This window comes from Pseudomonas sp. Z1-29, assembly GCF_051131995.1.
In the GTDB taxonomy this organism is placed as follows: Bacteria; Pseudomonadota; Gammaproteobacteria; order Pseudomonadales; family Pseudomonadaceae; genus Aquipseudomonas.
In genome coordinates, this window is the sequence record NZ_CP071645.1 from 1,462,843 (window position 1) to 1,475,680 (window position 12,838).

16 protein-coding genes are annotated in these 12,838 nt (G+C 62.0%); 6 read left to right on the forward strand and 10 right to left on the reverse strand.

Annotation, left to right across the window (positions count from 1 at the left end; translation table 11 throughout):
• Positions 1-18: 18 nt before the first annotated feature.
• The 8 genes from J3P84_RS06890 to J3P84_RS06925 all read right to left on the reverse strand — a co-directional run bounded on the left by J3P84_RS06890 (position 19) and on the right by J3P84_RS06925 (position 5,937).
• A complete protein-coding gene (locus J3P84_RS06890; protein ID WP_434628887.1) occupies positions 19-981 on the reverse strand; it encodes a FecR family protein in 963 nt (320 codons plus the stop codon).
• 113 nt (positions 982-1,094) lie between these two features.
• The gene (locus J3P84_RS06895; RefSeq protein WP_434628888.1) at positions 1,095-1,613 is read right to left on the reverse strand and encodes an RNA polymerase sigma factor; all 519 of its coding nucleotides are present in this window, start codon (positions 1,611-1,613) and stop codon (positions 1,095-1,097) included.
• Positions 1,614-1,687: 74 nt separating this feature from the next.
• Complete coding sequence (locus J3P84_RS06900; protein ID WP_434628890.1) at positions 1,688-3,028, reverse strand: ATP-binding protein; 1,341 nt, start codon at positions 3,026-3,028, stop codon at positions 1,688-1,690.
• 65 nt (positions 3,029-3,093) lie between these two features.
• Positions 3,094-3,531: a Spy/CpxP family protein refolding chaperone gene (locus tag J3P84_RS06905; RefSeq protein WP_434628892.1), complete on the reverse strand. Its 438-nt coding sequence runs from the start codon at positions 3,529-3,531 to the stop codon at positions 3,094-3,096.
• A gap of 308 nt (positions 3,532-3,839) precedes the next feature.
• The gene (locus J3P84_RS06910; RefSeq protein ID WP_025215146.1) at positions 3,840-4,517 is read right to left on the reverse strand and encodes a response regulator transcription factor; all 678 of its coding nucleotides are present in this window, start codon (positions 4,515-4,517) and stop codon (positions 3,840-3,842) included.
• Positions 4,518-4,524: 7 nt separating this feature from the next.
• Positions 4,525-4,935: a translation initiation factor 2 gene (locus J3P84_RS06915; RefSeq protein ID WP_434572302.1), complete on the reverse strand. Its 411-nt coding sequence runs from the start codon at positions 4,933-4,935 to the stop codon at positions 4,525-4,527.
• 104 nt (positions 4,936-5,039) lie between these two features.
• The gene (locus tag J3P84_RS06920) at positions 5,040-5,339 is read right to left on the reverse strand and encodes a YciI family protein (RefSeq protein ID WP_434628895.1); all 300 of its coding nucleotides are present in this window, start codon (positions 5,337-5,339) and stop codon (positions 5,040-5,042) included.
• A 1-nt stretch (position 5,340) separates the two neighbouring features.
• A complete protein-coding gene (locus tag J3P84_RS06925; protein WP_434628897.1) occupies positions 5,341-5,937 on the reverse strand; it encodes a septation protein A in 597 nt (198 codons plus the stop codon).
• An 87-nt stretch (positions 5,938-6,024) separates the two neighbouring features.
• Between J3P84_RS06925 and J3P84_RS06930 the strand changes: the two genes are divergently transcribed.
• From J3P84_RS06930 to rluB, 6 genes are all read left to right on the forward strand, one after another.
• Positions 6,025-6,888 carry a PHP domain-containing protein gene (locus J3P84_RS06930; protein WP_434628899.1) on the forward strand — a complete coding sequence of 288 codons (864 nt, stop codon included), beginning with the start codon at positions 6,025-6,027 and terminating at the stop codon, positions 6,886-6,888.
• 13 nt (positions 6,889-6,901) lie between these two features.
• Positions 6,902-7,531 (forward strand): L-threonylcarbamoyladenylate synthase, encoded by a 630-nt coding sequence (locus J3P84_RS06935; RefSeq protein ID WP_434628901.1) that lies wholly within the window; start codon positions 6,902-6,904, stop codon positions 7,529-7,531.
• A gap of 132 nt (positions 7,532-7,663) precedes the next feature.
• Entirely contained in the window at positions 7,664-8,362 is a 699-nt protein-coding gene (locus J3P84_RS06940) for a segregation and condensation protein A (RefSeq protein ID WP_434631180.1), read from the forward strand.
• An 11-nt stretch (positions 8,363-8,373) separates the two neighbouring features.
• Positions 8,374-9,327 (forward strand): SMC-Scp complex subunit ScpB, encoded by a 954-nt coding sequence (gene scpB / locus J3P84_RS06945; RefSeq protein WP_434628903.1) that lies wholly within the window; start codon positions 8,374-8,376, stop codon positions 9,325-9,327.
• 122 nt (positions 9,328-9,449) lie between these two features.
• Positions 9,450-9,641 carry a DUF1289 domain-containing protein gene (locus J3P84_RS06950; RefSeq protein ID WP_305499277.1) on the forward strand — a complete coding sequence of 64 codons (192 nt, stop codon included), beginning with the start codon at positions 9,450-9,452 and terminating at the stop codon, positions 9,639-9,641.
• 144 nt (positions 9,642-9,785) lie between these two features.
• Positions 9,786-11,021 (forward strand): 23S rRNA pseudouridine(2605) synthase RluB, encoded by a 1,236-nt coding sequence (rluB, locus tag J3P84_RS06955; RefSeq protein ID WP_434628905.1) that lies wholly within the window; start codon positions 9,786-9,788, stop codon positions 11,019-11,021.
• Between the two features lie 236 nt (positions 11,022-11,257).
• Here rluB and J3P84_RS06960 read toward each other — a convergent pair whose 3' ends face one another.
• The gene (locus J3P84_RS06960) at positions 11,258-12,223 is read right to left on the reverse strand and encodes a leucyl aminopeptidase (RefSeq protein ID WP_434628907.1); all 966 of its coding nucleotides are present in this window, start codon (positions 12,221-12,223) and stop codon (positions 11,258-11,260) included.
• Positions 12,224-12,308: 85 nt separating this feature from the next.
• Positions 12,309-12,446, reverse strand: a complete 138-nt coding sequence (locus tag J3P84_RS06965; protein WP_003178782.1) for a hypothetical protein — start codon at positions 12,444-12,446, stop codon at positions 12,309-12,311.
• Positions 12,447-12,838 lie beyond the last annotated feature (392 nt).

Below are 12,838 nucleotides of genomic sequence, written 5' to 3' on the forward strand. Positions count from 1 at the left end.
AGTAAAAATAATTCTCATTCAGTTCAGGATTACCAGCGCCGGGAATTCCCGGAGGCGGGCAGAGGTGATATGGGCCAGGGAACGCACCACGTCCAGCGGCTGGTCGAGGCGATAGTTACCCGTCACGGCCACGCCGGCCAACTGCTGGTTGTTGTTGATGATCCAGCCCGGGTAGTAGCGTCGCAACTCCGCCAGTACCTGGCCCAACGGCCGATTCTCGAACACCAGCCGACCCTGAACCCACGCCAGGTCCGTGCCGACATCGAGGCGTGCCGGGCGGTCGAAGCCGTTGGGACCAATGCGGATGCTTTCTCCTGCCGACAAGCGGACATGGGCATCGTAGCGGGTCGCACGCAGGTCGACATCGCCACGCTGCACCTGGACCTGAGCGACGCCGTCCAGGTAACGCACCGCAAACGTGGTGTCGCTGACACTGGCGGTGACCGGCCCGGCGTCGATCTCCAACGGCACATTGCGACTGGCCGTCACCTCGAAAAAAGCCTCGCCCTTGTAGAGGCGGGCCACGTGCCGCTGTTCGTCGAAGGAACTGGAAAACGCCGAGTCGGTATTCAGCAGGACCTTGGAACCATCTTCCAGTTGCAGCCGCTGGCGCTCACCGACCACGGTCAGGTGATCGGCCTGCAATTGCAGGGGCAGGTCGCTGAAATTGAACAATCCGAGCAACAGCACGGCGGCGGTGGCCAGGGGTTTCCAATGGGCTCGAAGACGCGACAGCGCGGTGGCCTTGGGGCGGGCCTGGAGCTGCCGGGCGCTTTCGATGATCTGCGGGCCGTTCCAGATCGCCTGGGCTCTGGAGAACGCTTCGCCATGACGCGGATCTGCCGCCAGCCAGGCCTGGAACTGTCGGGTCTGTTCATCGCTGGGGCTGTCGAGCAGGACCAGCCAATCCAGCGCCTGGTCCATGGCGTGGGCGGTGTCCTGTGCCGCAGCGGCTTCAGGGGAGCGATGGTTGTCCGTCACGGTGGTTCCTCGGCAGTGTCTGTGCACGGCTGCTTGTAATCAGGCGACCAAGACTAGCAGGCTCGTCGGCCAACGCAATCGGCGTGGTCGTTGGCCGCCAGTGTCCTGCAGACTCAATCGGCGTCCAGGCGTTCGGCTACGCCCACGCAAATCGCCATGATCAGTTTCAGTTCTTTCTGCACGGTGCTCAGCGACACGCCCAAGCGTTCGGCGATGTCCTGGTAACTTTGGCCATGCAGGCGGTTGAGGATGAAGATCTGCTGTTGGCGCGGGCTCAGCGACTGCAGGCTGAGGTTGAGTTGTTCGAGTAACCGGCCGGCATGGGCGGCATCCTCGGCGCTGCTTTGCGGGGCGATGACGTTGTTCACGACTTCCATCGGCACGTCGTCCAGCAGCGTGCGTGACTGGATGCGTCGCGCGCGCAAATGGTCGAGCGCCAGGTTGCGGGCGGTCTGGAAGACGAAGGGTTCGAGATGCTCGACCGTGCGCTCGTTCAGGGCGCGGGTGACGCGCAGGTAGGTTTCCTGAAGCAGGTCTTCGGCGGTGCTGGGGTTGTTGACCATGCGTTCGAGGGTGCGCAGCAGCGGCATGCGCTGAGCGAGGAAAACCTGATGGAAGCGTGATTGGCTCACGGTAGGGCTCGGTCCGGTTCGAGTAGATGATAATGCTTATCATCTACTCGAAAGGTCAAGCCTTCATTTGGTGCTCAAGGTTGCACCACCGCGCCCGGCACCAGCGGTAATTCCAGGGTGGCGATGAATCCGCCGTCGGGGTGGTTCGCCAATCCCAGGGTTCCGCCATGCCGTTCCGCCGCACGGCGCGCGATCGCCAGGCCGAGACCATGCCCGGGGGCGGTCTGGCCGGGAGCGCGATAAAACGGTTCGCTCAACTGGCCCAGGTGTTCCGCCTCTACGCCGGGGCCGTGGTCGCGCACGCTGATCACTATCCTTTCTCCTTGGCGCGCGGCACGCATTTCGATGGGCTGCCCGGCAGGGTTGAAGCGCTGGGCGTTGCGCAGGAGATTGTCGACCGCCCGCTCGATCATGGTGGGCCAGCCCTTGAGCGTCAGTTGCGGCTCGGTTTCCAGGCGCACGTGTTGCTCCGGTGAAGCCAGCTGGGCGTCTTTTTGCAGGTTCTCCAGCAAACCGTTGAGGTCGACTTCCTCGGCGCTGGCGTTGTCGGCGTCGACCCGGGCCAACACCAGGATTTCGCTGATCAATGCTTCCAGGCGGTCACATTCGCGTGTCAGGCGCGGCCAGAGTTTTTCACGCTCGGCGGGGCTCGCCCGCTCCGCCAGCGCCAGTGCGATGCGCAGCCGGGCCAGGGGCGAACGCAGTTCATGGGAAACATCGCGCAGCAATTGGCGCTGGCTGGCGATCAGGCTTTGCAGGCGCGCACCCATGCGATTGAAGTCAGTGGCCAGTACGCCGAATTCGTCCCGGCGGTTGGCCAGTTTGGCGAGGCTGTTCTGCTGGTACGTGGCTTGCCCCAGATCATGCACCGCGCCGCGCAGGCGGCTCAGCGGGCGGGTGATGGAGAGCGTCACTAACAGGCTGAATAAGGTCAGTACCACCAGCGCAATGGCCAGGGCGCTGAGGGGCCAGAGCAGGCTGTCGCGGTGCCAGGCGTCCAGTTCGGGATGGGGGATGCGGTAGATGAACAGGTAAGTGTCACCGGTCTTGGCGCTGGTGAACTCGTCAGTCAAGCGCCGCCAGGGGAGGCGTCGGTCGTCGTTGTTCTGGCGCGCCTCGAAAGCCGCGGCGCGATGGGGAAAGGTGCCGCGCACCACCGGGTCGCCGCTCTCGTTGAGCACCTGAACGTCGATGTGATACTTGCGCTTGCGCTGTTGCAGGATGTCTTGCGCGGCCTCTTCGCCCTGGCTTTCGTAGGTTTGTGTCCATTCTTCGGCCAGGGTGTTGAGCCCTGGATGGCGGCTGAGGATCCAGGCGTCCTGGTTCAGCATGTGGCCCATCAGGATCGAAAGCCCCGCGACCAGGGCGATGGCCAGCCAGAAACTGGCCAGGATGCGCCAGAACAGTGAACGCACGGATTTATCCTCGAAAACCAGAAAAGCCCAACGGCGACATGCCGTTGGGCTGGGGCTTCAGTGCATTATTGCGCTTTTTGCGGTTGTTGCGCTTTCCAGGCCTTGAATTCGGCCCACTCGGCCCGACGTTCGGCGCGTTTTTTCTGAATGGCGTCAAACTCTTTCTGCTGCTCGGGCTTCAGCAAGCCACGGATCTGGGCATCAACTTTCTGGTGCCGGGCTTCCATTTCGTCCTGCATGGCTTTCTGGTCGGCTGGCGACAGCTTGGCCAGGTACTTGTCGACCAGTTCGCGTTGCTCATGGCGCTGTTCACCCATGATCCGGCGAATCTGCTCGCGTTGTTCGCGGGTCAGGTCCAGTTGGCTGTAGGGGCCTTTGTCGTGCATCTGGCCACCGTGGCGCGGACCGTCCATCGGGCCCATCGGCCCCGGGCCTTCGGGCATGGCCATGGCCACGGTCGGCAGGGCGGCGGCGAATATCAGAGCGGTTAGGGTCTTGCGCATGGTGTCTCTCCTTGTCTCGTTTCCGGTCAGTTCCGGATGTGTGCAGATTACAAAGATCAAGGTCAGCGGCGGTCAGGGGTGGGTAAAGCTTGGGTAAAGACGGTTTGGCGAGGACCTGACAAATCTGCAGGCCCGAACACGAGCCCTGTGATGGGGGTACTTGCTGTGGCGAGGGCGCCTTTGTGGCGAGGGAGCTTGCTCCCGCTCGGTTGCGCAGCAACCGCAGAATCTTGGGGCTACTTCGTAGCCCAGCGGGAGCAAGCTCCCTCGCCACAAAAGCCTCTATAGGCTGAGAGAAGCCGCACTCTTCAGAGGCTGTAGTAGTAGCCCCGGCTACGCAGGGCGACGATGCGCGGGCGGCCGTCGGGGTGGGGACCGATCTTCTTGCGCAGGTTGCTGACGTGCATGTCGAGGCTGCGATCGTACAAGGTCAGCTTGCGGCCCAAGGCAATCTGCGCCAGTTCCTGCTTGTCCAGCGGCTCGCCCGGCTGCTTGAGCAGTGCTTCGAGCAGGCGGCTTTCGGAGACGGTGAGGGTCTGTTCCTGTTCATCGATGCTGACCACGCCACGCACCGGGCTGAAGGTCAGGTCACCCAGTTCGATCTGGCTGGAAACCGCGGCGGGATGGCTGCGGCGCAGCACGGCGCGCAGGCGGGCGGTCAGCTCTCGTGGATCGCAAGGCTTGGCCAGGTAATCGTCAGCCCCCAGCTCCAGGCCAAGGATGCGATCCAGCGGTTCGCCGCGGGCCGAGAGCATCAGCACCGGCAATTCCGGGTGATCGTTGCGCAACTGCTTGAGCAGTTCCAGGCCGCTGCCGTCGGGCAGCATCACATCCAGCACCACCGCCGCCGGGGCGGTTTCGGCCAGGGCCTTGCGGGCGCTCTGGCCATCGTGGCAAGCGCGGACCTGGAAACCTTCCTGGCCCAGCCAACTGCCGAGGAGCTCACACAGCTCCTGGTCATCATCAATCAGTAACAGCTCGCTCATGACTCACTCAATTTAGCCATTGCCGACGTTGTCTACGTCCACCGCTGGCAAAGATACCGCAGAGCAGGGCCAATAGCGCTACCCCGGCGCCGACGACGAACCACTGTTGCTGTTCGGTCAGCAGGCGCGGCAGCGGGCTGGACTGGGCTTCCTTGAGTTGCAACTTCAGGCGCTGGTTCTCCTGGCGCAGCCGTCCCACCAGCGCGCTCTCGCGTTCGCCGTTGGTGTTCTGCAGTTGCTGGGTGAGTGCTTCACGCATGCGCTCGCTGTCTTTCAGGCGCTGCTGCAATTCGGCGATCTGGCCGCCCGCGCTCAGGGACAAGGGCGCCGAATGAGCAGCCTCGGTGCTTTCCTCGCCGTGGGCGGGGGCTCCAATCGCCAACGAGACCAACAACAGGCACAGCCGACCTTTGCGCATTGCAACTCCTGAATTCCAATCGAGATTAGACAGGTTGTCGGCAGGCAAATGAGAAAGATGAGCAACAGGACAATGAGCCGCGCAGGCTCATTGCCCCTGGGGATTTACGGCAGGACTTGCTTGAACGGCTTGACCACGACATCGGCGTAGACGCCGGCCGCCACGAACGGGTCGGCCTCGGCCCACGCCTGTGCAGCGGCCAGGGATTCGAACTCGGCCACGATCAGGCTGCCAGTGAAACCGGCGGCGCCTGGGTCGTTGCTGTCCACCGCAGGGTGCGGCCCGGCCAGCACGATGCGACCTTCAGCCTTGAGCTTTTGCAGGCGCTCAAGATGCTCCGGGCGCGCGGCCAGGCGTTTTTCCAGGGAGTCGGCGACGTCAGTGGCAATGATTGCGTAGAGCATGTCAGTCCTCGGTTTTTGGCGTGGTGGGTTCGGCATCGTGCAGGTGACGGGACAGGTAGATGCCCTGGCCGATCAGGAACAGCAAGGTCATGCCCAGGCTGCCGAAGACCTTGAAGTCGACCCAGTATTGCTGGAACGTGAACGCAACGAACAGGTTGGCGGCGCCGCAGAACAGGAAGAAGGCGATCCAGGCGATGTTCAATCGGGTCCAGATCGCGTCCGGCAGGCTCAGCGCGTGGCCCATGATGCGCTTGATCAGCAGGCGATCACCGACGAAGTGGCTGCCGATGAAGGCCAGGGCGAACAGCCAGTTGACCACCGGGGCTTTCCATTTGAGGAAGGTCTCGCTGTGGAAGGCCAGGGTCAGGCTGCCGAATACAAGGCAGGCGATCAGGGTCAGCCACTGGCTCTTCTCCAGCTTGCGCTGCGATACGAACAGCGCGCCGTAGACCACCAGGGAACTGATGATCAGCACCGCGGTGGCGCTGTAGATACCGCCGACAGTCAAGGAGTGGCCGGCGACGTCGACGGTCCGTGGATCAAGTTTGTAGACGATGAAAAACAGCAGGAGCGGGATGAAATCGATGAATTGTTTCACAGTGGCAGCCAGAAGCAGGATGTGGCGGCATAATAACAAACATCCTTGGCCGCGATAGGGCCAGCTGATTTGAGGTAACAAAGTCTCGTGAATGTTGATTTGCACTGCCATAGCACGGCCTCCGATGGCGCCCTGGCGCCTGCGGTTCTGGTGGCGCGGGCGTTCGAGCACGGCGTGCGAGTCCTGGCCCTGACCGATCACGACACCCTCGAAGGTCTCGACGAAGCGCGTAGCGCCGCCACCGCGCTGGGCATGCAACTGGTCAACGGCGTCGAACTGTCCTGCACTTGGGGCGGTGCGACCATCCACGTGCTGGGCTACGGCTTTGATGTGAATGCACCGTCACTGGTCCAGGCCATTGCCGAATTGCGCGACGGTCGCTGGCTGCGCTCCGAGGAGATCAGCCGCAAACTGGCCCTCAAGGGCATGCCCGGCGCGCTGGAAGGCGCCCGGCAGGTCCAGCAGGAACTGGGCGACAGCGGCAACGCCCCGGCCCGGCCGCATTTTGCCGACTGGATGGTGCGCGAGGGCTTCGTCAAGGACCGCGCCGAAGCCTTCCGAAAATGGCTGGGGGCCGGCAAGCTGGGGGACGTCAAGCAGCACTGGCCCACCCTGCAAGAAACGGTCGAGACTCTGCGGGCCGCCGGGGCGTGGGTCAGCTTGGCGCATCCCTGGCATTATGAATTCACCCGCAGCAAGCGCCGCCGCCTGATAGCCGACTATATTCAAGCAGGGGGCCATGCCATCGAAGTGGTCAATGGCCATCAGCCGGCCGAGCAGGTCGGCAGCCTGGCGATCCTCGCCCGGGAGTTTGGCCTGCTGGTGACCGCCGGGAGTGATTTCCACGGCCCGGGAGGCTGGTCCGAGATTGGCGAATACCGCCCGTTGCCGGAAGATCTGCCACCACTATGGTGTAGATTCAAACATGATCCCGTTATCGCCGCCGTCTGAACAGGTAGAACACGTGAGTCAATTTTTCCAGATTCATCCGGAAAACCCGCAAGCGCGCCTGATCAAACAGGCTGTGGAAATCATCCGTAGCGGTGGCGTCGTGGTCTATCCCACCGACTCGTCCTACGCCATTGGTTGCCAGATCGGCGATAAAAACGCGGTCGAGCGGGTAAGACGCTTGCGTCAGCTGGACGACAAGCACAACTTCGCGCTCATTTGCAGCGACCTCTCGCAGTTGGGCTTGTTCGCCAAGATCGACACCGGCACTTTCCGCCTGCTCAAGGCCCATCTGCCGGGCCCTTATACCTTCATCCTGAATGCCACCCGGGAAGTCCCGCGGCTGTTGCTGCACCCAAAGAAGCGCACCATCGGGCTGCGGGTGCCGAGCCATCCCATTGCCCTGGCGCTGCTGGCGGAACTCGGTGAGCCGTTGATGAGCGTGACGCTGATCATGCCCGGCGAGACCGATCCGCTGACCGACCCCTATGAAATGCGCCAACTGCTGGAGCATCAGGTCGACCTGATCATCGACGGCGGTTACGGCGGCATGAAGGCGTCCACGGTGATCAACCTGGCCGACGGCGAACCGCAAGTGGTACGCGTCGGCTGCGGCGATCCAACGCCGTTCATGGTCGAGGCCTGAATGTCGGTTGTGGAAACCGCGGTCGAAAATGTCGACAGCCAGGCCGGCGCGCAACAGGAGCTGCCGTTCGCCATGGTCTATGGCCAGGCGGTCATGGAAATGCCCCTGGACCTGTACATCCCGCCGGATGCGCTGGAGGTTTTCCTCGAAGCCTTCGAAGGGCCGCTCGACCTGTTGCTGTACCTGATCCGCAAACAGAACATCAACATCCTCGACATCCCGGTGGCGGAAATTACCCGCCAATACATGGGCTACGTCGAGCTGATGCAGTCGGTGCGCCTGGAACTGGCGGCGGAATACCTGGTGATGGCGGCCATGCTGGCCGAGATCAAGTCGCGCATGCTGCTGCCGCGCTCGGCCGAGGTCGAGGCGGAAGAGGACGATCCTCGGGCCGAGCTGATCCGTCGCCTGCAAGAGTACGAGCGCTTCAAGGCCGCGGCCGAAGGCATCGACGGCTTGAGCCGGGTCGGGCGCGATGTGCTGGTGCCCAAGCTCGACGCTCCCGAGGCGCGGGCGCGCAAGTTGCTGCCGGACGTGAGCCTGGAAGAGCTGCTGATGTCCATGGCCGAGGTCCTGCGCCGGGGCGACATGTTTGAAAGTCACCAAGTCAGCCGTGAGGCATTGTCCACTCGCGAGCGCATGAGCGATGTGCTGGCACGGCTCAAGGGCGGCAGTTTTGTGCCCTTTGTCGAGCTGTTCACCGCCGAGGAAGGGCGGCTGGGCGTGGTGGTGACGTTTATGGCGGTCCTGGAATTGGTCAAGGAATCCTTGGTCGAGCTGGTGCAGAATGAGCCGTTCGCAGCGATCCATGTGCGGGCCCGAGCCGAATAACGAGCAAACCGATGAATCTGACCGAACCCCGTGAACTGGCGCCCTTGCTTGAAGCTTTCCTGTTGGCCTCTGGAAAGCCGCAATCGATGGAGCGCCTGTTCGAACTCTTCGAAGAAGGCGAGCGGCCTGAGCCTGCCGTGTTCAAGAAAGCCCTGACGCTGCTGGGTAAATCCTGCGAAGGCCGGGCTTTCGAACTCAAGGAGGTAGCGTCCGGTTACCGCTTGCAGATCCGCGAAAAATTCGCCCCCTGGGTCGGGCGCCTGTGGGAGGAGCGGCCGCAGCGTTATTCCCGTGCGATGCTCGAAACCATGGCGCTGATCGCCTATCGCCAACCGATCACCCGGGGCGAGATCGAGGACGTGCGTGGCGTGGCGGTCAACAGCCACATCGTCAAGACCCTGCTGGAACGCGAGTGGATCCGCGTCGTCGGCTATCGTGACGTGCCGGGCAAGCCAGCGATGTTCGCCACCACCAAGGCGTTTCTCGATCACTTCAACCTGAAGAACCTCGACGACCTGCCGCCGCTGGCCGAACTGCGGGAACTGGAGCCCGAGCCGATGCTCGAATTCGACGACGCCCCGGTGCCCCAGGCCTTGCAGGAATTGGCCGACGCCAGCGCCGAGCCCGAAGAGCCGAAGGAAGAGACCAGTTTCCACTCGTTGCTGCTGGAGCTGGACACCATGGAGGAGGGCTTGAAGACCGACTTCGATGACCTGCTGCGTGACGCTCCTGGTCCTGAAGGTGAGTCGGATGAGCTGGCGGAGCCCGATAGCGCGGTGGAGCCCGAGCCTGAAGCGGAATGGGAACCTGAAGAAGACATCCTCGGCGTTGCCCAAGCCCGGGAAAAACTGCTGGCCGCCGTCGCCGCCCTTGAGCCGCCAGAACCCGAGCTGAGCGACGAAGAAGCCGAAGCCCGCGCCTTGGCCGAAGCGATCGAAAACGAACGGCGCCAGTTCGACGACTGACGCTGCCTCCGCCTCTTGTGGGAGCGAGCCTGCTCGCGAAAGCGTCCGCTCAGTCAACATGATTTTGACTGATACACCGCCTTCGCGAGCAGGCTCGCTCCCACACAAATCCCGGGTGAATCATGAGTTCCACCAAAGACCCCTGCATCAGCCTCTGCAAGTTCGACGAAGATATTTGCATCGGTTGCGGGCGCAGCAAGCGCGAGATCAAGGCCTGGAAAAAACTCGACAAGGACGACAAGCGCGCCGTGCTGGCCGAAGCGGCGCTACGCCTTATCAAGCTGGGTGCCACCGGTCGGCGGAAAAAGCGCTGAGCGCGTTTCCATCAGCTAGTCTCTGATGCGCGAATCCTTCAACGAGCGTATGATTCGCGACCCTTTGGCGATCCCTTCGCCGAAAGACCCGTTTTCAAAGTGTCAGGCCAAGCCTGACTCGACCACACCGGGAGGTGCCCAGAAATGAAAGACCTAGACCAGAACGACAGCCAGGAAATCGGCCCAGCAGGCGAGAAACTGCAAAAAGTCCTCGCCCGAATCGGCGTCGGTTCGCGCCGTGACGTGGAAGCCTGGATCACCCAGGGCCGCATCAAGGTCAACGGCAAAGACGCCACCTTGGGCCTGCGTGTCGACATGCACGACGCCATTACCATCGATGGCAAGGTGATCAAGCGCGAAGAGGCCGCCGAAACGGTGCGCCGCGTGATCATGTACAACAAGCCCGACGGCGAAATCTGCACCCGTGACGACCCGGAAGGCCGTCCGACGGTGTTCGACAAGATGCCGCGTCCGAAAGAAGGCCGCTGGATCAACATCGGTCGCCTGGACATCAACACCACCGGTTTGCTGATGTTCACCACTGACGGTGAGTTGGCCAACCGCCTGATGCACCCGTCCTACGAGATGGACCGTGAATACGCCGTGCGCGTACGTGGCGAAGTCGATGACGAGATGATCGAGCGCCTCAAGGCCGGCGTCGTGCTGGAAGACGGCCCGGCCCGTTTCACCGACATCAAGCAAGCACCGGGTGGCGAAGGTTTCAACCACTGGTACCACTGCGTGGTGATGGAAGGCCGTAACCGTGAAGTACGGCGCTTGTGGGAATCCCAGGGCCTGGTGGTCAGCCGCCTGAAGCGCGTGCGTTTCGGCCCGGTGTTCCTCAACTCCGACCTGCCGATGGGCCGCTGGCGTGAAATGACCCAGCAGGAAGTCGACATCCTCGCAGCCGAAGTGGGCCTCAAGCCTGTCTCCATGCCGCAGATGACCGCCAAGAGCAAGGACAAGCTGGAGCGGATGCAGCGCAAGTCCTCGCGTCCGATGGGCAAGACCGAGCGCGTGCGTACGCTGCGTCCGGCGGCCGATGGCGCAGCGACTGGCCCGCGTCCTTCCCGTGAACCGCAGATCGAAGGCGAGCGTCCGGCCCGCAAGCCTGCGCCACGTCAGGACGGCGAGCGCGGCCCGCGTACACCACGTCCGGCCAACGGTCGTAACGAGCGCGGCGAAGGTCGCGGTGCTCCGGCGGGTCGTGGCACGCCGGTCGCTGATCGTCCGGCCGACACCAAGCGTCCGGCCAAGCCGGCGCCAAAAAAACGCCCGGGTATCGTCCTGGCTGACCGTGATGCACCGTCGGGCAAGCGCCGTGGCGCGCCGGCAGGTTCGGGGCAGCGTCCGGGGTTTGGGCGTCGTAAGCCGGAGTAATACAGCTGCAAGCTACAAGCTTCTAGCTGCAAGAAAAAACGCCAACCTTTGGGTTGGCGTTTTTTTTGGTCTGGCTTCAGTGATGTGGTGCTTTTGGGCCCGCCTTCGCGAGCAGTCTCGCTCCCACATTTGACCTCATTGAGCGCCCCTGTGGGAGCGAGCCTGCTCGCGAAGAGGCCAGCAATCCCACCGCTATTCAAAAGATTGTCCTTTCTTCTTGCCGCTCGAAGCTGCTTTTAAAGCACAAACCGCCCCTCAAACACCGGCTCCTTGTCCAGCGCCAGCACACCCCCTTGGAAAATCAGATCCAGGTGATGGCTACCCTTGGCCCCGCCACCGAGCCCCAGGTGCAAGCCGCAATGGCGCTCTTCGAAACCGGCATTGCGAGCGTACAGGCCCTTGACCCCTTCGTTGGTGCCGATGCCCAGTTCCTCGATGCGGCGGTTGGACGGGTTGGCGTCCAGGTACTTGTTGAAGTCGTGCTCAAGGCCCGGTACGTCGGTGGCGATTTTCTGAATCGTGGAGTCTTCGATCCACAGCTCCAGCGGCGATTGCAACACGCCGTACTTGCGCGCGAAGGGAATCGTACTGAGAAACGTGCCGACAAATTTCACCCGGCCATTGATGGTGTCGCTGTGAGTGGCGATTTCGCCTGGGGCCAGGTCGTAGTTGCCGACGCCATTGATATCGGTCCACTTCTTGACGCTGTTCAGCGCCGTGTCGAAATACGAGCCGTGCTCATCTTCGAAGCTCAAGGTGGTGGCCTGGGACATGCGGCGGATGAGGTGGCTATTGAGCCCGGCGATGCGTTGCGGAATGACGCTGAAGGTGTCGTAAAAATATTCGCCGTAATCCTTGAACAGCAGCGATTTCTTCCAGTTTTCCGCCATCACGCCTTGCAGCGCACGGACAAAGTCCGGGCCGTCGGGGCGGGGATTGGGCAGGGTGGAAGAGTCATAGAAAAAAATGTACAGGTCGCTGTCGGCAATTGCCTGGGACAGGCGCTGCGTGGGTTCAAGATCCAGGCGCATGGCGCTGAACCTGAACGGTGAGCCGCTGCCGGCCTGTTCGGCAATCGCGCCGGTCAGGCCTTCGTAGTCGGCCGTGTGGCCGAGCAACACCTTGGCGGGCTGGATGCCGACCAGGGCGGGATGATGTTCGAGGTAGTAAAGGAAATGGGAGATGGCTCGTTGGGTGTCCATGCTTATTCTTCCTTGGCGATTGATATGGCGTCCCTCGCGGTAAATGGCAGAGCCGACCGGCCGGATCAGCTCCGCCGGGTAGCGCTTACAGAGGCCACATCGCCGTGCCGAACGGCACAACGGCGTCGGCTTGCATCATTTCAACGGCGGCTTCATGGGTCGGTGCTTCGAACCATTCATCCAGTTGCAGTTCGGTTTCCAAGTCTTTGTCCAGTGCTTGCATAGTGAATCTCCTAGATGACTTTTGCGGAAAACGCGGGCCGATCCGGCGGGCAGAACCCAACTGAATCGGCACCGCAAAAACTCGCCGGCACGATGCCTGGGCAAGTGGCTGAAAACCTAGTCGAGGGTTTTTTGGAATGCAAAAAAAAATTTTATTTTTTTCGTTTGAACTTTTTGTTCTATTTTTTAGCGACAAATTAGCTATTGAAAAACAGCCGGCTGGCATCGGTTTTTTATTAGGTAGCTAGCTACCGTCAATTTGCAGTCATCCTCCGGAAAATTCCTGCATGGAAAGTTTACGTTACGGCTTGTAAAGGAATGCTGACGGCTTTGACCGGTCGAGCGAACCGGTATCGGCATTTGGGAGGGCTGTAAGAAAAAGCTGCCGAGTGG

What these genes read in the sequence shown, in the direction of transcription:
- J3P84_RS06905 (WP_434628892.1), bottom strand. Translation starts at nt 3,531, where the DNA reads ATGCGCAAGACCCTAACCGCTCTGATATTCGCCGCCGCCCTGCCGACC.
- J3P84_RS06910 (WP_025215146.1), bottom strand. Translation starts at nt 4,517, where the DNA reads ATGAGCGAGCTGTTACTGATTGATGATGACCAGGAGCTGTGTGAGCTC.
- J3P84_RS06915 (WP_434572302.1), bottom strand. Translation starts at nt 4,935, where the DNA reads ATGCGCAAAGGTCGGCTGTGCCTGTTGTTGGTCTCGTTGGCGATTGGA.
- J3P84_RS06920 (WP_434628895.1), bottom strand. Translation starts at nt 5,339, where the DNA reads ATGCTCTACGCAATCATTGCCACTGACGTCGCCGACTCCCTGGAAAAA.
- scpB (WP_434628903.1), top strand. Translation starts at nt 8,374, where the DNA reads ATGAATCTGACCGAACCCCGTGAACTGGCGCCCTTGCTTGAAGCTTTC.
- J3P84_RS06950 (WP_305499277.1), top strand. Translation starts at nt 9,450, where the DNA reads ATGAGTTCCACCAAAGACCCCTGCATCAGCCTCTGCAAGTTCGACGAA.
- rluB (WP_434628905.1), top strand. Translation starts at nt 9,786, where the DNA reads ATGAAAGACCTAGACCAGAACGACAGCCAGGAAATCGGCCCAGCAGGC.
- J3P84_RS06960 (WP_434628907.1), bottom strand. Translation starts at nt 12,223, where the DNA reads ATGGACACCCAACGAGCCATCTCCCATTTCCTTTACTACCTCGAACAT.
- J3P84_RS06965 (WP_003178782.1), bottom strand. Translation starts at nt 12,446, where the DNA reads ATGCAAGCACTGGACAAAGACTTGGAAACCGAACTGCAACTGGATGAA.